General features: G+C 62.9%; 21 protein-coding genes. 6 read left to right on the forward strand and 15 right to left on the reverse strand.

Translation table 11 applies throughout. The features are described from left to right. The first annotated feature begins 275 nt into the window (after positions 1 to 275). Positions 276 to 3,785, forward strand: a complete 3,510-nt coding sequence (dnaE, locus tag AC5J09_RS18605; RefSeq protein ID WP_494298190.1) for a DNA polymerase III subunit alpha — start codon at positions 276 to 278, stop codon at positions 3,783 to 3,785. Between the two features lie 727 nt (positions 3,786 to 4,512). Here the strand turns inward: dnaE and AC5J09_RS18610 are convergent. The 3 genes from AC5J09_RS18610 to AC5J09_RS18620 all read right to left on the reverse strand — a co-directional run bounded on the left by AC5J09_RS18610 (position 4,513) and on the right by AC5J09_RS18620 (position 7,620). Then, complete coding sequence (locus tag AC5J09_RS18610) at positions 4,513 to 5,730, reverse strand: L,D-transpeptidase family protein (protein ID WP_494298191.1); 1,218 nt, start codon at positions 5,728 to 5,730, stop codon at positions 4,513 to 4,515. A 118-nt stretch (positions 5,731 to 5,848) separates the two neighbouring features. Continuing rightward, positions 5,849 to 7,141, reverse strand: coding sequence for a DNA polymerase IV (locus tag AC5J09_RS18615; protein ID WP_494298192.1), 1,293 nt, complete (start codon positions 7,139 to 7,141; stop codon positions 5,849 to 5,851). A 206-nt stretch (positions 7,142 to 7,347) separates the two neighbouring features. Continuing rightward, on the reverse strand, positions 7,348 to 7,620 hold the full coding sequence (locus AC5J09_RS18620) for a DUF3572 domain-containing protein (protein WP_494298193.1): 273 nt from the start codon (positions 7,618 to 7,620) through the stop codon (positions 7,348 to 7,350). Positions 7,621 to 7,776: 156 nt separating this feature from the next. Here AC5J09_RS18620 and AC5J09_RS18625 point away from each other — a divergent pair, with 156 nt between their 5' ends. Both AC5J09_RS18625 and AC5J09_RS18630 read left to right on the forward strand, forming a co-directional pair. Next, positions 7,777 to 8,148 carry a response regulator gene (locus AC5J09_RS18625; protein ID WP_003537642.1) on the forward strand — a complete coding sequence of 124 codons (372 nt, stop codon included), beginning with the start codon at positions 7,777 to 7,779 and terminating at the stop codon, positions 8,146 to 8,148. A 17-nt stretch (positions 8,149 to 8,165) separates the two neighbouring features. Beyond that, a complete protein-coding gene (locus AC5J09_RS18630) occupies positions 8,166 to 9,533 on the forward strand; it encodes a PleD family two-component system response regulator (RefSeq protein WP_324763251.1) in 1,368 nt (455 codons plus the stop codon). A gap of 458 nt (positions 9,534 to 9,991) precedes the next feature. Here AC5J09_RS18630 and rpmG read toward each other — a convergent pair whose 3' ends face one another. The 10 genes from rpmG to AC5J09_RS18680 all read right to left on the reverse strand — a co-directional run bounded on the left by rpmG (position 9,992) and on the right by AC5J09_RS18680 (position 21,942). Continuing rightward, positions 9,992 to 10,159 (reverse strand): 50S ribosomal protein L33, encoded by a 168-nt coding sequence (gene rpmG, locus AC5J09_RS18635; RefSeq protein WP_003537640.1) that lies wholly within the window; start codon positions 10,157 to 10,159, stop codon positions 9,992 to 9,994. Positions 10,160 to 10,253: 94 nt separating this feature from the next. Then, positions 10,254 to 11,438, reverse strand: a complete 1,185-nt coding sequence (locus tag AC5J09_RS18640; RefSeq protein ID WP_100672209.1) for an MFS transporter — start codon at positions 11,436 to 11,438, stop codon at positions 10,254 to 10,256. 12 nt (positions 11,439 to 11,450) lie between these two features. Next, complete coding sequence (locus tag AC5J09_RS18645) at positions 11,451 to 12,167, reverse strand: NUDIX hydrolase (protein ID WP_275596417.1); 717 nt, start codon at positions 12,165 to 12,167, stop codon at positions 11,451 to 11,453. Then, a complete protein-coding gene (locus AC5J09_RS18650; protein WP_100672211.1) occupies positions 12,164 to 12,619 on the reverse strand; it encodes a DUF983 domain-containing protein in 456 nt (151 codons plus the stop codon). The genes AC5J09_RS18645 and AC5J09_RS18650 overlap by 4 nt, the downstream gene beginning before the upstream one ends. Before the next feature lie 36 nt (positions 12,620 to 12,655). Next, on the reverse strand, positions 12,656 to 15,025 hold the full coding sequence (gene rnr / locus AC5J09_RS18655) for a ribonuclease R (RefSeq protein ID WP_324763252.1): 2,370 nt from the start codon (positions 15,023 to 15,025) through the stop codon (positions 12,656 to 12,658). A gap of 2 nt (positions 15,026 to 15,027) precedes the next feature. Next, positions 15,028 to 17,712 carry a type I DNA topoisomerase gene (gene topA, locus AC5J09_RS18660; RefSeq protein WP_494298194.1) on the reverse strand — a complete coding sequence of 895 codons (2,685 nt, stop codon included), beginning with the start codon at positions 17,710 to 17,712 and terminating at the stop codon, positions 15,028 to 15,030. A 210-nt stretch (positions 17,713 to 17,922) separates the two neighbouring features. Continuing rightward, positions 17,923 to 19,071, reverse strand: coding sequence for a DNA-processing protein DprA (gene dprA / locus AC5J09_RS18665; protein WP_494298195.1), 1,149 nt, complete (start codon positions 19,069 to 19,071; stop codon positions 17,923 to 17,925). After that, entirely contained in the window at positions 19,071 to 19,682 is a 612-nt protein-coding gene (plsY, locus tag AC5J09_RS18670; RefSeq protein ID WP_100672215.1) for a glycerol-3-phosphate 1-O-acyltransferase PlsY, read from the reverse strand. Before plsY ends, dprA begins: the two co-directional genes overlap by 1 nt. A gap of 29 nt (positions 19,683 to 19,711) precedes the next feature. Continuing rightward, the gene (locus AC5J09_RS18675) at positions 19,712 to 21,004 is read right to left on the reverse strand and encodes a dihydroorotase (RefSeq protein ID WP_494298196.1); all 1,293 of its coding nucleotides are present in this window, start codon (positions 21,002 to 21,004) and stop codon (positions 19,712 to 19,714) included. Then, positions 21,001 to 21,942 carry an aspartate carbamoyltransferase catalytic subunit gene (locus AC5J09_RS18680; RefSeq protein ID WP_003533035.1) on the reverse strand — a complete coding sequence of 314 codons (942 nt, stop codon included), beginning with the start codon at positions 21,940 to 21,942 and terminating at the stop codon, positions 21,001 to 21,003. Before AC5J09_RS18680 ends, AC5J09_RS18675 begins: the two co-directional genes overlap by 4 nt. 142 nt (positions 21,943 to 22,084) lie before the next feature. Here AC5J09_RS18680 and AC5J09_RS18685 point away from each other — a divergent pair, with 142 nt between their 5' ends. After that, positions 22,085 to 23,737 (forward strand): acyl-CoA dehydrogenase family protein, encoded by a 1,653-nt coding sequence (locus tag AC5J09_RS18685; RefSeq protein WP_018094879.1) that lies wholly within the window; start codon positions 22,085 to 22,087, stop codon positions 23,735 to 23,737. Here AC5J09_RS18685 and AC5J09_RS18690 read toward each other — a convergent pair. Next, on the reverse strand, positions 23,719 to 24,654 hold the full coding sequence (locus tag AC5J09_RS18690) for an AEC family transporter (protein ID WP_494298197.1): 936 nt from the start codon (positions 24,652 to 24,654) through the stop codon (positions 23,719 to 23,721). The two genes, AC5J09_RS18685 and AC5J09_RS18690, sit on opposite strands and share 19 nt — an antisense overlap. 201 nt (positions 24,655 to 24,855) lie before the next feature. On the opposite strand from AC5J09_RS18690, the gene AC5J09_RS18695 reads away from it, so the two are divergent. Beyond that, the gene (locus AC5J09_RS18695; RefSeq protein WP_100672279.1) at positions 24,856 to 25,011 is read left to right on the forward strand and encodes a hypothetical protein; all 156 of its coding nucleotides are present in this window, start codon (positions 24,856 to 24,858) and stop codon (positions 25,009 to 25,011) included. Continuing rightward, entirely contained in the window at positions 25,008 to 25,343 is a 336-nt protein-coding gene (locus AC5J09_RS18700; RefSeq protein ID WP_275596409.1) for a DUF6105 family protein, read from the forward strand. Before AC5J09_RS18695 ends, AC5J09_RS18700 begins: the two co-directional genes overlap by 4 nt. On the opposite strand, the gene ruvX is transcribed toward AC5J09_RS18700, so the two are convergent. Next, on the reverse strand, positions 25,277 to 25,774 hold the full coding sequence (gene ruvX, locus AC5J09_RS18705) for a Holliday junction resolvase RuvX (RefSeq protein WP_018094881.1): 498 nt from the start codon (positions 25,772 to 25,774) through the stop codon (positions 25,277 to 25,279). The two genes, AC5J09_RS18700 and ruvX, sit on opposite strands and share 67 nt — an antisense overlap. Positions 25,775 to 25,852: the final 78 nt, after the last annotated feature.

Here is a 25,852-nt window from a genome sequence, read left to right on the forward strand (position 1 = left end):
GAACAAAAAGGGAACAGTAGCGGAAAGGAGACAAGTTATGGCTGATTTCGTACGTGATCTTGCTGCCTTCGCCTCGATGAGCCTTTTCATCGTGAGCATCTCGGTAATCGCTCTCGGCCTGTGACCGGCATTTATCGAGCGTGCTCCGCGTTCCTGTCGAACGCACACTAAACACCACACGCCGGGCAAAAACCCCGGCGGCCCGTCCTTGAGACTGGACAGTTGGGACGGGAAACAGGATATCCTCGGCGCCGGACAAGAATCGGAGTGCGGCGATGACAGGCAACCAGAGTATCGGGCAGAGTATCGGGCACGGCACAGGGGCTGCGGCGGATCCGCAGTTCGTTCACCTGCGGGTGCATTCCGCCTATTCGTTGCTGGAAGGCGCCCTGCCTTTGAAGAAGATCATCGGCAAGGCGGTCGCCGACGATCAGCCGGCGATCGGCATCGCCGACACCAATAATCTATTCGCGGCGCTCGAATTCTCGCAGAAGGCCGCGGACGACGGATTGCAACCGATCATCGGCTGCCAACTCTCCATCGATATGGAGGACGAAGCGGAGGGCGAGCGGCGTGGAAACGCGCATCAGTTCGTCAAGCTTCCCGCGATCGTGCTGATCGCGGCGACCGATGACGGTTACGCTCGCCTGGTAGAGCTCGTCAGCCGCGCCTATCTCGAAGGCGAGGGACACCAGCAGGCGCGAATAAGCCGCTCCTGGCTCGCCGCAGGCGGTACGTCCGGGCTGATCGCGCTGACCGGGGCGGGAGCCGGCCCGGTCGACTTGGCGCTGAAGTCGGGTTCGCCGGCCCTGGCCGAGGCACGCCTGAAAGTCTTGATCGAGCTTTTCGGCGATCGCCTCTATGTCGAACTGCAGCGGCACGGGAATTACGACCGGCGTCACGAGAACCGCATGATCGATCTCGCCTACCGGTTCGACGTTCCGCTCGTTGCCACCAACGAGGCGTTTTTCCCGTCGCCGTCCGACTATGATGCCCACGATGCGCTGATGGCCGTCGCTCACAATGCGATGGTGTCCGACGACAGCCGTTTCCGTCTGACCCCGGATCATTATTTGAAGAGCCGCAAGGAGATGGCGGCGCTCTTCGCGGATCTGCCCGAGGCATTGGAGAATACGATCGAGGTGGCGCGGCGCTGCTCCTTCATGTTGAAGACCCGCGGACCGATCCTGCCGCGCTTTACCGGCGCTTCGGATGATCCGGAGGAGGCCGAACGCGCGGAGGTGGCGGAGCTGCGCCGGCAGGCGGAGGAGGGGCTGGAGGGCCGGCTCGCCAAACTCGGCATGGCGCCCGGCTACAAGGAAGAGGACTATCGGGAGCGGCTGGCCTTCGAACTCGGCGTCATCGAGCGGATGAAGTTTCCGGGCTACTTCCTCATCGTTGCGGACTTCATCAAATGGGCCAAGCAGCATGACATTCCGGTCGGGCCGGGCCGCGGCTCGGGTGCCGGCTCGCTGGTCGCTTATGCCCTGACGATCACCGACGTCGACCCGATGCGCTTCTCTCTGCTTTTCGAGCGCTTCCTCAATCCCGAACGCGTATCGATGCCCGATTTCGACATCGATTTCTGCCAGGACCGGCGCGAGGAGGTCATCCGCTATGTGCAGCAGAAATACGGCCGCGAGCAGGTGGCGCAGATCATTACCTTCGGTTCGCTGCAGGCGCGCGCAGCACTGCGCGACGTCGGCCGCGTGCTCGAAATGCCCTACGGCCAGGTCGACAAGATCTGCAAGCTGGTGCCGAACAATCCCGCCAACCCGACGCCGCTTTCCAAGGCGATCGAGGAGGAACCGCGCCTGCAGGAGGAGGCGGAGAAGGAGCCGGTCGTTGCCCGCCTCCTCGACATTGCCCAGAAGATCGAGGGGCTTTACCGCCACGCCTCGACGCACGCGGCCGGCATCGTCATCGGCGACAGGCCGCTCTCGCAGCTCGTGCCGATGTACCGCGATCCGCGCTCCGACATGCCGGTCACTCAGTTCAATATGAAATGGGTCGAGCAGGCGGGTCTCGTGAAGTTCGACTTCCTTGGCCTGAAGACGCTGACCGTTCTGAAGACGGCCGTCGACTTCGTCGGCAAGCGCGGCATCCACATCGACCTGGCAAGCATTCCGCTCGACGATCTGAAGACCTACGAGACCCTTTCGCGCGGCGAGACGGTCGGCGTGTTCCAGGTGGAAAGCGCCGGCATGCGAAAGGCGCTGATCGGCATGCGCCCGGACTGCATCGAGGACATCATCGCGCTTGTGGCGCTCTATCGCCCGGGACCGATGGAGAACATCCCGGTCTACAACGCCCGCAAGCACGGCGAGGAAGAGATCGAATCGATCCATCCGAAGATCGATTACCTCCTCAAGGAGACGCAGGGCGTCATCGTCTACCAGGAGCAGGTGATGCAGATCGCACAGGTGCTCTCGGGCTATTCGCTCGGCGAGGCCGACCTTCTGCGCCGCGCCATGGGCAAGAAGATCAAGGCGGAGATGGACAAGCAACGCGCCCGGTTCGTTGACGGTGCCGTCAAGAATGGCGTCTCGAAGCCGCAGGCCGACCTGATCTTCGACCTTCTCGCCAAGTTCGCCAATTACGGCTTCAACAAGTCGCACGCAGCCGCCTACGCCATCGTCTCCTACCAGACCGCCTACATGAAGGCGCATTATCCGGTCGAGTTCCTCGCAGCGTCGATGACGCTCGACATGTCGAACACGGACAAGATCAACGATTTCCGCCAGGACGCGATGCGCCTCGGCATCCAGGTGGTAGCGCCGTCCGTGCAGACCTCGCACCGCCACTTCGAGACCGGCGACAACCGCATCTATTATTCGCTCGCCGCCCTCAAAGGCGTCGGCGAGTCCGCCGTCGACCACATCGTCGCCGTGCGTGGCGATCGGCCTTTCGCAAGTCTCGAAGATTTCTGCCTGAGGATCGATCCGAAGCTCTTGAACCGGCGTGTTTTCGAAAGTCTGATCGCCGCCGGTGCTTTCGACTGCTTCGGCTACGACCGGGCGGAGCTCGTCGGCGGCCTCGATCGTATCCTCGGTTTCGCCCAGCGCGCCCAGGAAAACAAGGTGAGCGGCCAGAGCGACATGTTCGGCGCGGGTGCCGCAACGGGGCCCGAGAAGATCGCGCTCCCGCCCTATACGCCGTGGCTCGCTTCGGAGAAGCTGCATCGCGAGTTCCAGGTTTTGGGCTTCTATCTCTCCGCCCATCCGCTCGACACCTACAACAATCTGCTCGCCAAGATGCGCGTGCAGACATTTGCGGATTTCTCGGCAGCCGTAAAACAGGGAGCGGCGGCGGGCCGCCTCGCCGGGACGGTGACGTCGAAGCAGGAACGCAAGACGCGCACCGGCAACAAGATGGGGATCGTCGCCTTCTCGGACGCTTCGGGCCAATTCGAGGCCGTACTCTTCTCCGAAATGCTGAACCAGTATCGCGACCTTCTGGAGCCCGGCAAATCGCTGGTGATGACGGTCGACGCCGAAGAGCGGCCGGAAGGGATCGGCCTCCGCATCCGAACCCTGCGTTCGCTCGAGGAAGAATCGCTGCAGATGCAGAAGGCCTTGCGCGTCTATGTGCGCGACTGCGGACCGCTGCGCTCCATCGCCTCGCATCTGAACGCCAAGGGGGACGGCCTGGTTTCCTTTATCGTCATCAAGGACAACGGGCAGCGGGAGATCGAAGTCGAGCTCAACGAGAAATACCGGATCTCACCCGAGATCGCCGCCGCCCTTCGCTCCGCTCCCGGGGTGGTGGACGTCGAGCTGGTTTAGGGCATGTCGAGATTCATTTTGAGTTTATGACGGCAGCGAGATGGATAATGGCGTTGAAGCTCGGGTCGGTTTTGTCGCTTGAATATCTCGAGTACCGACCGTGCGCCACTCCATTTGTCCTTTGATCGTAGCCGATCAAAGGACAAAAACATGCAGCAGCTCACAGTGCTACAGCGACCTTGCGCGTAAGGCGCGCGGCGCTGTAGGAAACGTATCGGAGGACTGCAATGCTCTCCTCGCCTCATCCCTGTGCTCGTCACAGGGATCCAGCAGCGCCGCGTCTGCGGCGCGGGAAGAGCTGTTTCAGCCCAAGGACTTGGTCTGGCTGGATTCCTGTGACAAGCACAGGAATGAGGAACTGGGATGTGCGGCTACTACATCGAAGCGAAGCGGGACGCTGCATACGGGCGTGACCCGGGACCCGTCGTGTCGCCTCGCTATCTTCACGGTTTATGAAGCGCGCCGAGGGGCCGCACCCTCTCCACCTCATCTCTGTGACAAGCACAGAGCTCTCCGAAAAGTTTCTTACAGCGCCGCCGCGTCTTATCAGACACGCAAAGGTCGCTGCAGCACTTTGAGCTGCTCTATGTCTTGTCCATTGATAGGCTACTATATCACCCCCTCGAAAAGCGGGCGCTTGCCGCTTGTCTCTTCGCCCCGCTTGCGGGGAGAAGGTCCCGGCAGGGCGATAAGGGCAAACCGGGGTGCGGAAATCACCCCATGCCTTTCACCCGCGCCGCTCCCTCGTCACGGTGATGAAATCCGTTCCCTTGCCCGTCTCCAGCCCCGATTCGGTATCGGTGATCGAGAGTGACGAGCCGTTTGCAAGGAGGCCGGCGAGGCGTTCGCGGACGTCTTCGGGCACGGTGAGGCGGCTCAGCGTTCGCTCCAGCGTGTCGGGCTCGCCTTCCGCTGTGATGCTAAGTCGCTTCTTGGTCGTTTTCGGCAGCTTGTTCTCGAGCGACATGCCGAACCACTTGCCCTGTCCGGTTTTCGTGTCGAGATCCTGGAACTGCAGCAGATGTGTCCCGAGCGCCATTTCCGGCTCCGCGATGGCAATCTCGGCTTCGAAAAGCGGCTGGAATTGCCGGCGCACTCGCAACACGCCATTCAACGGTGCACTGCGGCCCGCCTTGCGAAAGACGGCTTCGATCAGCTCCGGCGTTATCTTGCCATCGTCGGGCAGAGCTTCGGCCCTTTGGAACGCTTCGATTGCGGCGGCCGTTGCCGGACCGTTGAATCCATCCGGCAGACCTGCATCGTAGCCGAGCGTATTGAGGAGCGTCTGGAGGTCGCGCACGCTCTCCTGCGTACCGCGCCGGGTAATCAGAATACGTATCGGGGCCTTCGCCTCGTCGGATGTGACGGGCGAGGGGCGTTTATCGGTCATGGCGACTTCAACTGCGCTCCGGTTGAACTCCCCGATCGCCGGCCGCAGGGGGACGTCCGACAGGGCAGGTCCCTGCGGTCGCGACTGGCTCGGCTGGAAAAGCATTTCGTGCGCGACCTCGACCGGGGCGATCTGCCGATCCGATATGACCACATGCATGCCGTAGCCCGTCATCTTGAACAGGCTCGCCGCGAATTTGCTCGGCAGCCGCACGCAACCGTGCGAAGCCGGATAATCCGGTACATGGTTTGAGCCATGCAGCGCAATGCCGGACCAGGTAAGCCGCTGCATGAATGGCATCGGCGCATTCGAATAGATGTTCGACTCGTGACGTCGGCGCTTCTCCAGGATCGAGAAGATGCCCGTCGGCGTCGTGTGCCCGGCCTTGCCGGTGGACACTTTCGACGTGGCGACCACCGTGTCGCCGTCATAGACGACGAGGGACTGCTGCTCCCTCGAGACGACGATCTGCAACGGCGCCTTGGCGCCGGCCGCAAGCGCGGACGGCGACGCCATGACGAAAACCGCGAATCCCATCCGGAGAGCGAAACGCAACACCTACCCTCATTCAGACAGTGGCGGCACCGCAAAACGGACGACGGAGCCGTGGAAGCAGGCTAGCGTTCAATATTTAAGGAATTGCCCCATACGATGCGTCAGCCGTCCGGTCGGGCTATTGCCGGCGCCGCCCCTTGCCGAATGTGTAGCCGGTCTCGACGCTCGTCCTGCCGAACTTGTCGCGCAGCTTGTTGATCGCGTCCTCGGCGGCGGCACGCCGGGATGCCTGCGGATCGACAAGATCCGGCGGATCGGCGAGGTCGGGATCGGCCAGATCGCTGACGCCGATCCCGATCAGCCGGTATTTCGTCCCGTCGACCTCCTTCTCGAGCAGCTGCAGGCCGGTGCGGAAGATGCGGTCGGCAAGGCGGGTGGGGCTGTCCAGCCTGCGGTTGCGCGTGCGGGTCTTGAAGTCCGCGGTCTTGAGCTTCAGCACCACCGTCTGTCCGGCGAGGGCGGATTTTCGCAAGCGGAATGCCACTTGTTCGCTGAGGCCCCTCAGATGCGTTACGAGGTCTTCCTGGCGCGCCAGGTCGTCGTTGAAGGTCGTCTCGGAGGAGACGCTCTTCGCTTCGCCTTCGATTTCCACGGATCTTTCGTCCAGGCCGCGCGAGAGCCTGTAGAGCCGCCGGCCCATCGTGCCGTAGCGGCGCATGAGGTCCGCCTCTTCCATCGTCTGGAGCTGCCCGATCGCGCGGATTCCGTCCCTTTCGAGCGTGGCGGCGAAGGCCTTGCCGACGCCCCAGATGAGTGTAACGGGTTTGGCTTTCAGGAAATCGATGGCTTCGGCCTGGCCGATGACCGAAAAGCCGCGCGGCTTCTGAAGGTCCGAGGCGACCTTGGCCAGGAATTTGCAGTAGGAGAGCCCGACGGAGACGGTGATGCCGATTTCCTGCTCCACACGCCTGGCGAAGCGGGCAAGCGTTCGAGCGGGCGGATCGTGATGAAGCCGCTCGGTGCCGCTCAGATCGAGAAAGGCCTCATCTATCGACAGCGGCTGCACGAGAGGCGTCAGCTCCTGCATCATCGCTCTGACTTCCCGCCCGACGCGCACGTATTTCTCCATGTCGGGCCTGATCACCACGGCTTGCGGACAGGCTTCGAGGGCTTTGAACATAGGCATGGCGGAGCGCACGCCGTGGATGCGGGCAATGTAACAGGCCGTGGAGACGACGCCACGCTTACCGCCGCCGATGATCACGGGCTTGTCGGCGAGCTCCGGATTGTCGCGCTTCTCGACCGAGGCATAGAAGGCGTCGCAGTCGATGTGCGCCAGGGTCAGCCGGTAGAGTTCGGGGTGCCGGAGGAGCCGCGGACTGCCGCAGGCGAGGCACCGCCGTGCCTGGGCGGCTTGCTCCTTGAGGCAGTCACGGCAGAAGCCGGAGGGTGGGGCGGCGCTGTCGATCATATCCGGAACAAATGTTGAACGCGGCGACTTTACGCTCTACGCTGCTGAGTCTCAAGGCGGCGGCTGGAGGCTGTTTTGGATATCGTTGTTAAACTTGAGACGGTGCCGGCCGATCGCCGGCCGGACTTCGGGATGCTCTTTAGTCGGCACGGCGCACTCGGCATCGGGCGGTGCACCGCGCTGCGCACGCCGCGTGCCGGCAGCATTCAGCCTTCCTCGAAATCGCGCGGGCCGGAGAGGGCATGGTGCGCCCGAACGACCTCGTCCGGCGAGGTTTGCGTTTCGTTGCAGAAGGCCATCAGCGTCGGCTCGTGCTCCATCAGGAACGCAACGATGCCACCCATGAAGGCCGGCTCGCCGACGGCGCCGCGCAGGGAGGCGGGATCGGTGCCGGTGAGCGCCAGAAAGCGCGACATCAGCTCAGGCTCGTTCGCGAGCCAGGTCAGGATGGCGATCGCCGTATCCTCAGCGTTCTTCATGATATCCGCTCTCTTCTCGTTTGCCGGCCGCAATTACCTATTTTTCAACCAAATCGCGCTAGCCTGGCGATCGACGAAAAGGGTCGAGTCGCCGTTGTTGCAACTTAAATCTCTCCCGGAGACTTGCAAGGCGGCGGCAGACAGCAAGGGATCGACATGCCCAAACAGGTGATGATTGTTGAGGATAACGAGCTGAATATGAAGCTCTTCCGCGACCTGATTGAGGCTTCGGGCTACGCGACGATCCAGACGCGCAACGGCATGGAAGCCCTCGAACTCGCGCGCAAGCACCGTCCCGACCTGATTCTGATGGACATCCAGTTGCCGGAGGTTTCCGGCCTCGAGGTCACGAAATGGCTCAAGGAAGACGATGAGCTTCACGTGATTCCGGTTATTGCCGTAACCGCTTTTGCCATGAAGGGCGACGAGGAGCGCATCCGCCAAGGGGGATGCGAGGCCTATGTTTCCAAGCCGATTTCCGTTCCAAAATTCATTGAGACCATCAAAACATATCTGGGCGATGCCTGACTGCCGGAAAGATCGATATGACTGCGCGCATCCTCGTCGTTGATGACGTACCAGCCAATGTGAAGCTCCTGGAAGCGCGGCTGGTGGCCGAATATTTCGACGTGCTGACGGCTCCGGACGGGAATGCCGCCTTGGCGACATGCGAAAAGACGCCGGTGGATCTGGTCCTGCTCGATGTCATGATGCCGGGGATGGACGGTTTCGAGGTCTGTGAAAGATTGAAGGCGAACAGCCGGACCGCGCATATTCCGGTCGTGATGATAACGGCACTCGACCAGCCGTCCGATCGCGTGCGCGGGCTGAAGGCCGGCGCGGACGACTTCCTGACCAAGCCCGTGAACGATCTGCAGCTGATGTCGCGCGTGAAGAGTCTCGTACGCCTGAAGAACGTCAGCGACGAGCTGCGTCTCAGAGCTCAGACGGCACAAACGATCGGGCTGCAGGAGACGGCCCGCGTCGATCGGCCGGACGAGCCCGGCAGCGTTCTGCTCGTCGATGGCCGTGCTTCCTCACAGGAGCGGCTGACGCGTGCCCTGAAGCCGATCGCCGATGTCGCCGTCATATCGGACCCGCAGGCCGCTCTGTTCGAGGCTGCCGAAAGCAGTTTCGACCTGATCATCGTCAACGCGAATTTCGACGATTACGACCCCTTGCGTCTGTGTTCGCAATTGCGGTCGCTCGAGCGGACCCGCTTCATTCCGATCCTGCTGGTAACCGAGCAGGGAAACGATGAGAGAATCGTCCGCGCACTCGAACTGGGCGTGACGGACTACATCATGCGCCCCGTCGATCCGAACGAACTTGTCGCCCGTTGCCTAACGCAGATCCGGCGCAAGCATTGCAACGATCGCCTGCGCGCCAGTGTACAACAGACGATCGAATTGGCCGTGACCGATGATCTCACCGGCCTCCACAACAGGCGCTATCTGGAAAACCACCTGAAGCTGCTGATCGATCGCGCAACCACAAGGGGGCGTCCGCTGTCGATCTGCATCACGGATATCGATCGCTTCAAGCGTGTGAACGACACCTACGGTCATGATGCCGGTGACGATGTACTGCGCGAATTTGCCAACCGCGTTCGCGCCACGGTGCGCGGCGCGGATCTCGCCTGCCGTTTCGGCGGGGAGGAGTTCGTGGTCGTCATGCCGGATACGACGCCCGAAATGGCAGCGATCGTTGCGGAGAGACTCCGACTGGCGGTCGAGAGCCGTGGCTTCGACATTCCGCAGGCCGCGACGGTCCTGAACGTGACGGCTTCGCTCGGCATTGCAACCCTGAGGCCGGATGGCGATACGGCCGAGGCTTTGCTGAAGCGCGCCGACACGGCGCTCTATCAGGCGAAGAACGGCGGACGGAACCGGGTTGTCGCTGCCGCGGCCTGATCCGCCGCACATGCTGTGCTATTCAGGGCCTCGCGGGCTCTTCCAGTTGCGCTCTTCTTCGCGCGGCCGTGCCGGAGTAAGCACATCCGCAGGCGACACTGTCCGATTTTGGAACAGAATTAACCAAACACCGAGCAACCCCTGCTCGGCGATTAAGAATGCGTTGATTTTTTTTTAGTTTCAGGCAATGCTGATAAGCGAGGAAGGAAACTTCCACAGAATTCGGTTACCCCATGATGCTCAGGTCCGCCGCATCTCCTGGGTCGTGGGGTCGGTCGGCTGGCCTCGGACTTGCGGATTCCTCGTGCTGCAACCGGACCAGTCGACCCCCATTCGAAAACGCCGCTTCGAAAGAGGCGGCGTTTTCGTTTTATCCCTTCGTTCCGTCCCTCCGGAGAGGGCAAAGAAAAAGCGCCGGCCCCGCGGGCGGCGCTTTTGGATCGAAGAAAGCGGCGACCTTACTTGATCTTGGCTTCCTTGAATTCGACGTGCTTCTTCGCGACCGGATCGTATTTCGTCTTCGTCATCTTGTCGGTCATCGTGCGGCTGTTCTTGGTGGTGACGTAGAAGTAACCGGTGTCGGCCGTCGACAGCAGCTTGATCTTGATGGTGGTAGCTTTCGCCATGGTCGTCCTGCCTTTATGAAAAATTGAAAGCCGTGGACAACCTATTGCGGGCCACGGTCAAGTTGCCGCGAAACTACAAATCACGATCGAAAAGTCAAGACCGTTTTGGTTTCAAAACGATGCGGACCAGGGAAAGTACGACATAAAGCCCGAAGAAGCCGGCGATTGCCCAGGCAAATCCGTCATTGCCCGTCACATCCATGGCCGCCCCGATCACCTGCGGACCCGCTACCGTACCGACCGCGTAGGAGAACACGAAGGCGGCGTTGGCGGCCGCAAGGTCTGATCCCTGGAGACGGGAGCCGAGGTGGCTGAGGCCGACCGTATAGAGACCGGAGACGCATCCGCCCCAGAACAGAAGAACAAGCGCCATCAGAAACCAGTTTTCGACCAGCATAGGCAGGAACAGGGCGCCTACGAGCCCGATCAGGGTCAGCGCCGACAGGATCGTACGGCGGTCCTTCACGCGGTCGGAAAGCATACCGAGGGGGATCTGAAAGATGAAATTGCCGACGCCCATGACCGTCAGCAGCAGCGCTGCCTGCGATTCGCTGAAGCCCGCCCGTGTCCCGAAGATTGGAAACAGGGAAAGGCCGCCATATTCCACCGCCCCGAAGATGAAGACGGCGGCCGTCGCGGTCGGCACCAGCAAGACATAACGCATGAAATGGCGTTTCGGCTTTTCGTCCAGCACCGGGCTTTCATTGCGCGCGAGAAAGATCGGAATCGCGGAAAGCAGGATGACGCCCGCGCCGACCGCGAAGGGCAGGAAGCCTTCGCTGCCCAGGATCGAGAAGAGCAGGGGACCGCTCGCGAAGCCGAGCGAGAGTACCGTGCCGTAGATCCCGAGCACGAAGCCGCGCCTGTTGGGGGGCGCGGTGGCGTTGATCCAGAACTCCGAAAGGATGAAGAGGACAGTGATCGCGCCGTGAAAGACGATGCGCAGGGGAAACCAGAGCCAGAAATTCGTGAGGTAGTAGAAACCGAGCGAGCTCGCCGCCGCAAACACTATTGCCAGCAGCATGGTCGGAGCGACGCCGTGGCGATGGGCGAATTTCATGGTAAACGGGGCGGCGGCCATCGATGCGAGGCCGGCCATTGCTGCATTCAGCCCGTTCAGCGTGGGCGCGATGCCCCGCTTTTCCATGATGACGCTGAGCAGCGGGAGCCCCAGGCCGATCGCGATGCCGACGGCAGTGATCGACGCGAGCGCGGCGATCAATGAAGGCCAGTGGATTTCGTCAACCGGTCTTGACGTACCGGGCGGCGGCTTCGACATGCGATAGGGCCCTCAGAGAAGCGTACGGTGAAAGCGCCCATGGCGCGTAAAATAAAATGGAACGGTTCTTTCAGGCGGAAGCGAAGGATCCGATTCGAGATCGTTTCTCAGATCCGAGAGGATGATCGCGGTGATCTCCGGCACGCGAAGCGCGGAAAAGTCGTTGACATCGATCCATTGCAAATCCTGAAGCTCCCGGCTTTCCGCCACCAGTGAGGGATCGATCTCAGCCTCGTCCGCGAAAACGGCAAAGAACCGCGTGTCAAATCGCCTCGGCAGTCCCGGAGGAGTAATGGCCCGCGCCATATAGCGCAAATTCGAAAGATCGGGAAGAAACGGAAGCGCCGAGCCTTGGCGCTCGTGTGTCCGGCCGAGGCTTATCCCGGCTTCTTCGTAGAGTTCTCTCGCGGCCGCAAGTGCTAGCGCGCGTGCGCGAGCCACCGTGATAGCCCGCCCTTCGCCTGCCCTGAGGGATCGCAGAACCGCCGGATGAAGATCGCCGTCAAATCTCAGGCGATGGTCGCCGGGATCGCGGCGGCCACCCGGGAAGACGTAAAGGTCCGGCATGAAGACGTGGGCGCTGTGGCGTTTGCCCATCAGCACGCGAATGTCCTTGCCCGATCTGTCGAGAAGCATGATGGAGGCCGCATCGCGCGTCCTGACCGTCGGACAACTCTCCGCTTCGGCGTCGAGTGCGAAAGCGCGGCCGCCAAGCCGCTCCGGGGTCATGCCGAAGGATCTCGCGGCGGAAGGACGTCTTCAGGCAGATCGTCGTGACCGCCGAAACCGTGCATTCTCAACGCCCACTGCAGGCCGATGACCGCGCCCTTGACCGGCTGCATCAGGGCGAGCGAACTGGCAAGCGTAACCGGCGCCCATATAGCGAGATGCTGCCATGTCGTAAGCGGCAGCACGAGATCGGTCATCATATAACCGCCGAGCACGGCATGGCCGACGATCGTGACGACGATATAGGGCGGGAAGTCGTCGGCGCGGTGGTGGTCCATGCGTTCGCCGCAAGCGTCGCAGGCGTCCACCGATTTAAGGAAGGCGCGGAACAACCGGCCACGGCCGCAGGCCGGACAGGTCCCGAAAAGGCCCCGCTTGATCGAGCGGCCGACAGGCCTTTTGTCGCCCTCCGCTCCGCCGAGCTGAAGCATGTCTGTCGCCGTTGCCTTCATGTCCCATCCTCGTGCCGGACGTCGCGCGTCCGGCTGTCAGTGCCTGCCGCGGGGCGGTCGCGTCCCCGGCCGTTTGCGTGCACCCGTCCGGTCGCGGCGGCCGGCCTTGTGGAAGGAACGCATTGCCGTCGGCATCTTTCGTCCCTCGCTCAGCATTTCGAAACGGAGTGCACCGGCCAACGGCACCGCTTCTACAAGCTTGACCTGCACCGGGTCTCCGAGACGGTAGCCCAGCCCGGACTTCTCGCCGGAAAGGGCCTGATGCGCTTCATCATAGATGAAATAGTCGCGCCCGAGCGTAGATATAGGGATGAATCCGTCGGCGCCATAGGCGGGGAGAGTGACAAATAGTCCCGCCTTTGTGACGCCGGAAACCCGTCCGTCGAACTCCTCGCCGACGCGGCCGTTCAGATGATGCGCGATCAGGCGATCGACGGTATCGCGTTCAGCCGCCATGGCACGCCGCTCGAAGGTCGAGATTTCGGCGGCGATATCGTCGAGCGTCGCTTCTTCCTCGGGCATGATGCCGCCATCGCCGAGCCCGAGCGCGGAAACGAGCGCGCGGTGCACGATCAGATCCGCGTAGCGCCGGATCGGCGAGGTGAAGTGGGCGTAGCGCAGCAGGTTCAGGCCGAAATGACCGATATTTTCCGGGCTGTAGATCGCCTGGCTTTGCGAGCGCAGTACCATCTGGTTCACGATCGTCTCGTAAGGTTTTCCGTCGGCCTTGGCGAGAATCCCGTTGAAATGGTTCGCCCGCATGTTGCCACCTTTGGCGAGCGCGATCTCGAGTGTCGCAAGGAATTCGCGAAGGCTCTCCTGCTTGGCGAGCGACGGCTGGTCGTGGACACGATAGATCAGAACCTGACGCTTCTGTTCCAGCGTCTCGGCGGCGGCGACATTCGCCTGTATCATCATCTCTTCGATGAGCTTGTGCGCATCGAGGCGTTCCGGCACGAACACCCGATCGACCGTTCCGTCCGGTTTCAGGATGATCTTGCGCTCCGGCACGTCGAGTTCGAGCGGCTGACGGCGCTCCCTTCCGCGTGTGAGGATACGATAGGCTTCCCAGAGCGGTTTGAGGATCGTATCCAGTATGGGGCCGGTCTTGTCGTCGGGAGCACCGTCGATCGCGGTCTGCGCCTGTTGGTACGAGAGCTTGGCCGCGCTCCGCATCATGATGCGGTGAAACGTATGGCCGGCCTTGCGGCCTTCCTTGGAAAAGCGCATCCGGACCGCAAGCGCCGGGCGGTCGACGCCTTCCTTCAGGGAGCAGAGGTCGTTGGATATACGTTCGGGCAGCATCGGTACGACCCGGTCCGGAAAATAGACCGAGTTGCCGCGTTTCAACGCCTCGAGATCGAGTGCCGAGCGTGCCCGGACGTACCAGGAGACGTCGGCGATCGCGACGGTGACGATGACGCCGCCGGGATTGTCCGGCGACGGATCCGGCTCCGCGTAGACCGCGTCGTCGTGATCCTTGGCGTCTGCCGGGTCTATGGTGATGAGCGGCAGGGTGCGCCAATCCTCGCGATGGGCCATTGTTGCAGGACGCGCGGCTTCCGCCTCCTGCAACACCTTCTCCGGAAAGACGTGCGGGATACCATGCGCATGGATGGCGATCATCGAGATCGCCTTTTCAGATGCGACCGAGCCGATGACGTTCTGCACCTGCGCGCGCGGCAGACCGTAGCGGCCGATCCGCGAGAGATGCGCTTCGACGAGATCGCCTTCCTTGGCGTCGCCGGTGAAGTCCGGATCGATGAGGAGTTCCTCGCCCCGCTTGTCGATCGGCATCAGTCGGCCGCCACCACCCGGCGTGGCGCGGAAGACGCCGAGCACCGCGTCCTTGCGCTTGTCGAGCACCTTGATGATACGCGCGGTATAGGCGGGGCCGCCGCGTTCCTTGGCCGGGAAAATCTTTGCGAGCACCCGGTCGCCGAGACCGCCTACGGGCGTCTTGCCCTTGGCCCTGGCGACGCTTGATTGCTTGATCAGGACTGCGGGCGCGACGCCGTCGTCGTCGAGCCACTCGGCCGGGCGGCCGATCAGGTCGCCATCGACATCGCGAATGGTAATGTCAAGAACGGTGACGGGCGGGAGCCCGCCGGGACGAACGAGCGACTTGCGCTTCTTCTCGAGGAGTCCGTCCTCCTCGAGCGAGCGCAGCAATCGCTTGAGCTCTACCCGTGCTTCGCCCTTCAGGCCAAACGCCTTGGCGATATCGCGCTTCGAGGCGTGTTGCGGGTTCTCGGCGATGAAGCGCATCAGCACCTCGCGGGAAGGAACGACGCCGTGAACGATCGTCTCCTTTTCTCCGGCCGGTGCCGTCCTGGCCGCGCGGCCGGACTTTTTGCCTGCGCCCTTTGCGGGCGTTTCGGTCGGGTCGCGCGGAATCCTGGTCAAAGTCAGTCCTTCTTGGCCTTCGCGGCCGCTTTCGTTTTCGTCTTCGCTGCTGATTTCGGCTTCTCCGCTTTCGCGGTTCCGGCCGATGCAGCCTTGGCAGACTTCGCTCCGGCCGATTTTGCCGCGGCCGATTTTCCCTTTGCCGCCTTGCCCTTGGTCACGCCGCCCTTCGCTTCGCGCTCGGCGATGAGCGCAAGCGCTTCCTCGACCGTCACCGATTGCGGGTCCTTGCCCCGCGGCAGCGTGGCATTCACCTTGCCCCAGTTGACATAGGGTCCGAAGCGTCCGTCGCGAACAGTAATCGCGCCGCCGTCCGGATGTTCCCCAAGCTCCTTGAGGGCCGCCGCGGCGGTGCGACCGCCGCCGGCGCCCTTGGACTGCTTGTCGGCAAGGACGGAAATCGCGCGGTTCAGACCGATCGAGAAGACGTCTTCGACCGACTCCAGATTGGCATAGGTGCCGTTGTGAAGCACGAAGGGGCCATAACGGCCGATGCCGGTGGAGATCATCTTTCCGCTTTCCGGATGCGGCCCGATGTCGCGCGGCAAGGAGAGAAGAGCCAGGGCCTTCTCATGATCGATCGCTGCAGGCGTCCAGCCCTTCGGCAGGCTGGCGCGTTTCGCCTCCTTGCCGTCGCCGCGCTGAACATAGGGGCCGAAGCGGCCGTTGCGTAGCGTGATCTCCTCGCCGGTATGCGGATCCTTGCCGAGGCTTTGCGGCTCGTTCGCTGCGGCTGCTTCGGCGTCACCGCTGCTGTCGGAGGAGAGTTGGCGCGTGTAGTTGCATTCCGGGTAGTTGGAGCATCCGACGAAAGCGCCGTACTTTCCGAGTTTCAGGGACAGTTTGCCGGTGCCGCAGACCTGACAAAGGCGCGGGTCGCCGCCATCTTCCCGCTTCGGGAACACGAGCGGTGCCAATTCCTCGTTGAGCGCATCGAGCACGTTGGTGACGCGCAGTTCCTTGGTGTCCTCGATCTGGGAGAAGAAGTCCTTCCAGAAGTCGCGCAGCACGTCCTTCCAATTGAGCTCGCCCGCCGAAATCTGGTCCAGTTTCTCCTCGAGCGACGCGGTGAAGTCATATTCGACATAGCGGGTGAAGAAGCTTTCGAGGAACGCCGTGACCAGACGGCCCTTCGCCTGCGGCACCAGCTTGCGCTTGTCGATTTCCACATAGTCGCGGTCGATGAGGGTCGTGACGGTCGCCGCATAGGTGGACGGACGGCCGATGCCGAGTTCTTCCATCTTCTTGATGAGCGTCGCTTCCGAATAGCGCGGCGGCGGCTCGGTGAAGTGCTGGCTGGCGTTGATCTTCTGCTTGGCAAGATTTTCGCGCGCGTTGATTTCCGGAAGGCGGCCGCCCTCGTCGCCGTCATCCGACTGCTCGCCGTCTTCCTTCATGTCGGTATAGGCTGCGATGAAGCCGTCGAAGCGGATGACCGAACCGGTTGCCCTGAGGCCCGCCTTCTTGCCGGCATTGTCGGCAACGATCTCGGCGGTGGTGCGCTCGATCTCCGCAGATGCCATCTGGCTCGCGATGCCGCGCTTCCAGACGAGATCGTAGAGTCTGAGCATGTCGCCGTCGAGGAAGCGCCGAACCTGGTCCGGCGTGCGGTCGAAATCCGTCGGGCGAATGGCCTCGTGCGCTTCCTGGGCGTTCTTTGCCTTGGTGGAATAGAAGCGCGGCTTTTCCGGAAGATAGCGCTCTCCGAACTGGCTGCCGATCGCCTGGCGCGCGGCGGCGATCGCTTCCGGCGCCATCTGCACGCCGTCCGTACGCATATAGGTGATGAGACCTACGGTTTCTCCGCCGATATCGACGCCTTCATAGAGCTTCTGCGCAACCTGCATGGTGCGCGATGCCGAGAAGCCGAGTTTCGAGGAGGCGGCCTGCTGCAGCGTCGAAGTGGTGAAGGGCGGGGAGGGGTTGCGCTTGACCGGCTTTGCCTCGACGCTCTCCACGACGTAGCTCGCGCCTTCGAGCAGGGACTTCAACCGGTTGGCTTCCTCGCCATTGCCGATCGCCTTCGGCGGCAGCCGCTTGCCGTCGGCCGAAACGAGGCGCGCTTCGAATTCGTCGCCGCGCGGTGTCTTCAGAAGCGCCGAGATGTTCCAGTATTCTTCGGTGACGAAGCGCTCGATTTCCGCCTCGCGGTCACAGACGAGGCGCAGCGCCACCGATTGCACCCGGCCCGCGGAGCGTGCGCCCGGCAGCTTGCGCCAGAGCACGGGCGAAAGATTGAAGCCGACGAGGTAGTCGAGAGCGCGGCGTGCGAGATATGCGTCGACCAGCGAGGCATCGATGTCGCGGGGTTCGGCCATCGCATCGAGCACGGCCTTCTTGGTGATCGCATTGAAGACGACGCGCTTGACCGGTTTGTCGCCGATGACCTTCTTCTTCCTGAGAAGGTCGAGCACATGCCAGGAGATCGCCTCGCCCTCGCGGTCGGGGTCGGTTGCGAGAATGAGACCGTCGGACGATTTCACCGCATCGGCGATGTCCTTCATCCGCTTGGCAGAGGCGCCGTCGACCTCCCAGGACATCTCGAAGTCTTCGTCGGGGCGAACCGATCCGTCCTTGGCAGGCAGGTCACGCACATGGCCGAACGAGGCAAGCACCTTGTAGCCTGGGCCCAGGTACTTGTTGATCGTCTTGGCCTTGGAAGGCGATTCCACCACTACAACATTCATCGACATTCTCTGAGACAACTTGTTTGGCGACCCTGCGCGCCAATACCGACGCCACGACATGGACAGGGATTCGGGCGCGGTCAAGGGGTTTGATCGAAAATAGCTATATCGCGCTCGACCGCAACCAAGCGGCAACATTCGAATCGGCTCAACCGGTGGTCGTCATTCTTGCCGTTGTCTTTGGCGCGGCGGAGCGAAGGATCCGAGCCGTCATTCGGCGGTCGCGAGCGATACGAGATTGCCTCCGTGCCGGCAGAGCTGACCGGCAAGATCCAGTTCGACGAGCACCATATGGATCTGCGGTGCGGCAAGCCCCGTATACCGAATGAGATCGTCGATCTCGACCGGCGTCGGCCCGAGAGCCTCGACGACGCGCGCGCGATCGGTGTCGTCCGGGGCCGGCGGCACCGATCGCGGTTCCTCGATACCCGGTTCCTTCACGTCCAGCCGCGAGAAAAGATCGTCGCGGCTGAGAGGCGCCAATGCCTCGATCACGTCCGCCGAAGAGGTCGTGACGGTCGCGCCCTGTTTCAAGAGATCGTTGGTGCCGTGACAGCGCGGATCGAGAGGCGACCCGGGCACGGCAAAGACCAGGCGGCCGAAATCGGCGGCGTAACGCGCAGTGATCAGTGACCCTGAACGGCTCGCGGCTTCGACGATCGCAACACCGAGGCTGATGCCCGCGACGAGCCGGTTCCGCCTCGGGAAATCCCGGGCGCGCGGTTCCCAGCCGAAGGGCATCTCGCTGACCGCCAGCCCCTCGCCGGAGACGATTTCCTGCAGCAGGCCGAGATTTTCCGGCGGGTAGGGGCGGTCGAGCCCACCCGCGAGCACGGCGATCGTGCCTGTCCGCAGACTGGCGCGGTGGGCGGCGGTGTCGATGCCGCGGGCGAGCCCTGATGTAATGACATAGCCGACAGCTCCGGCGTCGCGGGCGACCATCGCCGCGAACTTCGCGCCGCTGACCGAGGCATTGCGTGAGCCGACGATCCCAAGCGAGGGGCGGGCCGCCGCCTTCAAATTGCCCTTCGTCGCGAGAAGAGGCGGGGCGCCGTCGATCTGTCTGAGCGCATCCGGATAATCGGGCTCGCCGATGCCCACGAATACGGCGCCGAACCGGTGTGCGGCCTCGAGTTCTCGCTCGGCTTCATCCACCGTAGCGACGCGAAAGGACCGGTCCGCCCCGCCACGACGCGAAAGTTCCGGCAGCGCCTCGAGCGCCTTCTCTGCGTTGCCGAAATGGCTGATCAGATCGCGGAAGGTTGCGGGGCCGACATTGTCGCTTCGGATCAGCCGCAACCATGCGATTTTCTGCCGTTCGCTCAGCGCCATCCCGGCACGTCGAGCGCCCGGCGGCATCAGCCCTTTTCTCCGATCCGGCTTTCGGTGCCGCTCAGAAGGCGCTGGATGTTGGCGCGGTGCTTGATCCAGGCGATGGCCGTCATGACCGCAAAGAGCACGGCCACCTTGCCGTGGCCGGCTGCATAGAGCGCGATGGGGACGACAGCGGTAGCGACGAGCGCCGACAGGGATGAGTAGCGGGTGATCTTTGCCATTGCCAGCCAGATGACTGCGAAGAGGAGCACCATCACCGGCACCAGGCCGAGCAGTACGCCGATATAGGTGGCAACGCCCTTGCCGCCCCGGAACGAAAGCCAGACCGGAAACAAGTGCCCGATAAAGGCGGCAAAACCGGCGGCGATGCCCGCTTCGACACCCCAGTAGGATGCGATCGCCGCGGCAGCCGTGCCCTTGAGCGCATCCAGCAGCAGCGTCGTGGCGGCAAGCTTCTTGTTGCCGGTTCTGAGCACGTTCGTCGCGCCGATATTGCCGGAGCCGATCTTGCGTACGTCACCGAGGCCGGCCATCCGCGTCAGGATGAGGCCGAACGGGATCGAGCCCAGCAGATAACCGAAAACAAGGCATGCGAGCGTCGAAGGCAGCCCCAACTGCCAGGAAAACATGTCCACCGGTCCCCCCTTCCGCTGACTCGCGCCGGTTATGCCGAATGCACGAGTTCGCCCGCAACATAGGTTTGGACGACCCGTCCGGTAAAGCGTGCATTTTCGAAAGGCGTGTTCTTGGAGCGTGAGACGAGTGTCTCCTTGTGGAGAACCCAAGGCTCGTCAAGGTCGATGACGGCGATGTCGGCCCGGGCGCCGGGCTTCAGCGTGCCGGCATCCAGGCCGAAGATCACGGCCGGACGGGTGGACAGAGCATCGATCAGCCGCATCAGCGGCACTTCGCCGCTGTGGTAGAGCCGCAGCGCCGCTGCCGCCAGTGTTTCGAGACCGATCGCCCCGTCCGCCGCATCCGCGAAGGGCAGGCGCTTGGTGTCGACATCCTGGGGATCATGGGACGAGACGATGATATCGATCGTTCCGTTGGCCAGCGCCTCGACCATTGCGACGCGATCGTCCTCGGTGCGCAAAGGCGGCGAGAGTTTGAAGAAAGTCCTGTACTCGCCGATGTCGTTCTCGTTCAGGGTCAGATGATTGATCGAGATCCCGCAGGTGACGTTGGTGCCGTTCTCGCGGGCGATGCGAATGGTCTCGGCCGATTCGGGAACGGAAATTTCGGCTGCGTGATAGGCCGCACGCGTCAGGCCGGCGATGCGCAGGTCGCGTTCGAGCGGAATGATCTCGGCTTCGCGCGGAACGCCGGGAAGGCCGAGCCAACTCGCCAGCAGCCCTTCATTCATGACGCCGTTGGCGCCGAGATACCTGTCTCGGGTCTCGAGCGCAACGACGGCACCGAACTCGCGCGCGTAGGTCATCGCGCGGCGAAGCACGAGCGTATCGTGTACCGGCTGTCGCCCATTGGTGAAGCAGACGGCGCCCGCATCGCGAAGCAGCCCGATCTCGGTCATCTCCTGGCCAAGCAGTCCCTTGGTCAGGGCCGCCGCCGGATGCACGTTGACGAGCGCCTTGTCGCGCGCGGTCTTCCGCACGAATTCGACCAGCGCCATATCGTCGATCACCGGATCGGTGTCCGGCATGGCGATGAAAGAAGTGACGCCGCCGGTCGCCGCGGCACGCGAGGCCGACTCGATCGTCTCGCGATGTTCGCTGCCCGGTTCGCCGACGAAGACGCGCGCATCGACCAAGCCCGGAACGGCGGTGAGACCGGCGCAGTCCTTGACGAAGGCGTCCGCAGGTACGCCCTGGTTCTGCGCATCCTTCCCCGCCGCGAGGATACGGCCGTCGTCCCCGACGATGACGGTGCCGGTTTCGTCCAGGTTCCGCGAAGGATCGACGATGCGGAGGTTCTGCAGAACGAGTGGTCTGGTCATAGGCGCGGCCCCTGGTTCTGGGAGAGAAGCAATGTTTCCATCACGGCCATGCGCACGGCGACGCCCATCTCGACCTGCTGTTCGATCACGCTTTGCGGCCCGTCGGCGATCTCCGAGGCGATCTCGACACCGCGGTTCATCGGCCCCGGATGCATGACGAGCGCGTCGTCCTTCGCGACCTTGAGCTTCTCGGCGTCCAGCCCGTAGTAATGAAAGTATTCGCGCACCGAAGGCACGAATGAGCCGGCCATGCGCTCGCGCTGGAGCCTCAGCATCATCACCACGTCCGCATCCTTGAGGCCCTCGGCCATGGAGTGGTAGACCTCGGCGCCCATCTCGGCGATGCCGGCGGGAAGCAGCGTCGCCGGCGCGACGACCCGCACGCGGGCGCCCATCTGGTTCAAAAGCAGGATGTTGGAGCGGGCGACGCGCGAGTGGAGAACGTCGCCGCAGATCGCCACGATGATCCGCGAGAGCTTGCCTTTGGCGCGCCGGATCGTCAGCGCGTCGAGCAGCGCCTGCGTCGGGTGCTCGTGCTGGCCGTCGCCGGCGTTGACGACCGAGCAGGAGACCTTCTGGGCAAGCAGCGAGGCAGCCCCGGCCGACGAGTGGCGAACGACCAGCACGTCCGGGTGCATGGCGTTCAGCGTCATCGCCGTATCGATCAGCGTCTCGCCTTTCTTCACCGAGGAATTGCCGACGGACATGTTCATGACGTCGGCGCCGAGCCGCTTTCCGGCGAGCTCGAATGAAGACTGGGTCCGGGTCGAGGCTTCGAAGAACAGATTGATCTGCGTGAGCCCGCGCAGCGAGGAGGTCTTTTTCTCCCTCTGTCGAGAGATCTTGACGGCCTCGTCGGCGCGATCGAGCAGGAGCGTGATATCCTGTTCCGTCAGCCCCTTGATGCCGAGCAGGTGGCGATGCGGGAAGGTGATCATGGGCCGCCCTTGCATTTCTGGAATTCGGTCGCTCTATAGAACGTGGACCCCGGCGCGGCAAGCGGCGCGCCGCCCGTTCCGAAGAAAACTTGGGCCGACAGAATTGTTTCCATTTGGACAGGAAAGGCTCTAAAACCGGCCCATGAATCAGATGAACCGGACAGAACAAAAACTTGCAGAACTGAACCAGCCCAAGCCCTGGTCCGGTGTCAACGCCTTTCGCTCCGACCCGCTGGTGGTCGACATCACGTCCAGCATGCCGAAGACGCTGCGCGACGAGTTCGATGGGCTTGGGCGCTATGTGACTTCGCCCGAGGCGCAGGAACTGGCCCGAATGGCCAATGAAGGCGTGCCGAAGCTGAAGACGCACGGGCCGCGCGGGGAGCGCCTCGACGTCGTCGAGTTCCATCCCGCCTGGCATGCGCTGATGCGCCGATCCATGACGACCGGCCTGCATTCTTCCGCCTGGGAGAACCTGCCCGATGAGCGCGGCCGCTCGCACAAGGTAAGGGCGATCCGTTTCTATCTGACCGCGCAGCTCGAATGCGGCCATCTCTGCCCGCTGACGATGACGAGTGCCTCGGTCGCGGCGATTACCGCTTCCCCCGCCGTCCAGAAGGAATGGGCGCCGAAGATCCTCTCGCGCAAATATGATTCGTCCAATCGGCCGTGGATGCAGAAATCCGCGGTCACGATCGGCATGGGCATGACCGAGAAGCAGGGCGGCACGGATGTGCGCGCCAATACTTCCACGGCCGAACGGGTGGGGGAGGGCATTTATCGCCTCACCGGACACAAATGGTTCATGTCCGCGCCGATGAGCGACGCTTTCGTCATGCTGGCACAGACCCGGGAGGGGCTCGGCTGTTTCCTGGTCCCACGGCTGCTGGAGGACGGTGGGGCCAACGGTCTGCGTTTCCAGCGCCTGAAGGACAAGCTGGGCAACCGATCCAATGCGTCCTCCGAGGTCGAGTTTTCCGACACTTTCGGTTTCCTGCTCGGTACGCCGGATGCCGGTATCCGTACGATCCTGGACATGGTGACGCTGACGCGGCTCGACTGCGCGCTGGCCTCGGCCGGCATGATGCGCGCATCGCTCGCCGAAGCCGTCCATCATACCCGCGGCCGCAAGGTTTTCGGCAAAGCGCTTGTCAGCCAGCCGATGATGACCAGAGTGCTCGCCGACATGGCCCTGGATGTCGCGGCCGCAAGCGCGCTGTCGTTCCGCCTGGCCGAAGCCTTCGATAATGCCCATGGCAGCGCCGAGGATGCCGCTTACGCCCGCATCATGACGCCGGTCGCGAAATACTGGTGCTGCAAGATCGCCCCCGCGCTGATCTACGAGGCCATGGAGTGCATGGGCGGCAACGGCTATGTCGAGGAGCGGGCGCTTGCGCGCCACTACCGCGAAGCGCCGGTCAATGCGATCTGGGAAGGCTCCGGCAACGTTATGGCGCTCGACGTCCTGCGGGTGCTCGGGCGCCGCAAGGAACTGTTCGAGCAGCTCTTCGCAACGATCGGCCGCGATCTGGGTCCCGCCGGGCGCAAGACGATCGAGGTTCTGCGTGCCGCCATGTCGCTCTGCGAGCGCGACGAGGGCGCGGCACGCATGCTGGTCGAGCAACTGGCGCTGGCGGCGGCGGCTGCCGAACTCTACAGGCTCGGGGCCGGGCGCATCGCCGATGCGTTTCTGGAATCGCGCCTGGCCGCCGGCTGGCGCTCGACTTACGGCATGCTCGATTCGCGCTTCGATTCGGCCTATGTCCTCGATTTGCTCTATCCGGCCGCGACATAGCCCGTAACGAAGAGCACGAGCGGTATCGTCAGGAAGGAGGCCGCCGTCTGGATCGTGGCGACGGAGGCGTAAAGCTCCGCGTCACCCCCCATCTGTTTGGCCAGAAGATAGCCGTTCATGGCGGTGGGGACGGCCGCACCCACGGCGATGACGAGCAGGGCATCCCCCCGGATGCCGAGAAGCGCGCTGCCGCCCACCATGAACACCGGCATGACGATCAGCTTGAGCACGACCGCGAACAGGGCTGGGATGCTCGGGCTCAGGGCGTCGGCGACCTTGAGGCCGGCCCCGACCAGGATCAGACCAAGCCCGAGCGAAGCGCTCGCCAGCATGTCGACCGCCGTCATCACCGGCTCATAGAGTTCGATGCCCGTCAAGTTGAACAATATCCCGAGCGCCGACGAGATGATCAGGGGATTGGTGATGATCTTCAAAAAGAAAAAACCGATGCCACGGCTGCCGCCGCCGAACCAGGTTAGAACGGCGATATTGTAGAAATTGATCGGGATGATGAGCAGTGCCATGACGAGGGCCGTCAGGCTGAGTCCAACCGCGCCAAAGAGTTTTTCAGCGACCGCCAGTGCAATGAAGGCATTCCATCGCGTGGCCGTCTGGAAGACCGACGTGAAGGTGGGGCCCGAAATGCCGCTTCGACGCAGCAGAGGCCAGGCCGAGAGGAGGGCGGCCGACATCAAAGTCACGCTGCCGACCGTCGCGACGGCCGTCGCATCAGCCTCGAGTCCGGCCAAGTCCGCCTTCGCCAGCGTCGAGAAGAGCAGCGCGGGAAAGAGAAAATAATAGCCGAACTGCTCGAGCCCGATCCATAGCCCCTGGTCTATAAGCGTAGAGCGCCGGAGCGCGACACCAAGGATCACCAGCAGGAAGACGGGCAGAATGCTTTCGAAGACGATGGTCATCAGGGCTCCAGGCAGGTTCACGCACGTAGCGCCGCGCGTTCTTATGAGGTGCGCAGAACTCGCTGTAGGCCGCTGGACCGGCGGCCGCAAGCCGCCTTTCACCGTGAATATTAACCTTAACAAATGGTTTACGTTGCGCTTCTGCCTCCGAGGCGGAGATACTGGCGGTGCGATTTTTTCAAGGATGGAACGGAGCGGCCGGTGAGAGCTGCCTTGCTGATCATCATGGTGATGTTTTTTGCCGGCCTGGCGCTCGACATAGCGAGCCTCGCGGCCGTCCTGACCACGTTCGTCCTGCTTGATCGTGCGATCTGCTCGCTTCTGCGCGGCCATCAGCCGGAGAGGGGCGCTTCATGAAGTGGTTGCTGATCTTCTGGGGCGGTCCCGTGATGCTGCTTACGGGCTGGTACGGGCTCTCCTATTACGACATGAGCTTCGGCGTCTTCATGCTGACGCGGGAGGCGCATGAGCTCGTCTTCCGGGTTTACGGGAAAATCCTGGGAATGCCGCCGGAAACCATTCCGCCGCTCGTCGCCCGGGCCATGATCGTCGACAGCCTGATCGTGTTCGGCCTTGTCGCGCTCAGGAAGCGGCGGCAGATCGCGGCCTGGTATCGGCGCCGTTACGGTGCGTCACGATCGCCGGAAGCGCCTCTCGCCAGCGATGCCAATCTATCCAGCGCCCCCTGAAGAATGAAGGAAGCGGCTGCCGAGTCGATACGTTCGGCCCGCTTTTTACGCGATACGTCCATTTCGATCAGTACCCGCTCGGCTGCCACCGTCGACAGGCGTTCGTCCCATAGGACGAAGGGGATATCCGTCTTTTCCCCCATATTGCGCACGAAGGCACGCGTCGCCTGGCAGCGCGGCCCCTCGGATCCGTCCATGTTCACCGGCAAGCCGATGATGAAGGCCGCGATCCCTTCCTTCTCCGCAAAGGCCAGGAGCGCCTGCGCGTCGGCGCCGAACTTGACGCGGCGGATCACATCGCGCGGCGTCGCAAAGCGCCGCCCCAGATCGGAAACCGAAAGGCCGATCGTTTTCGTCCCGAGATCCAGGCCGGCCACCGACCGATAGGGCGGCAGCCGCTCCGCGAGTTCCTCCATCGTGAGAATTGCCATGGGATTTACCGATTCGATCTTTCCAGTGCGCTGGTCTGATCCATATGCTTGTCCTAGACATAAATCGAACGATTTTAT

This window comes from Sinorhizobium sp., assembly GCF_059070375.1.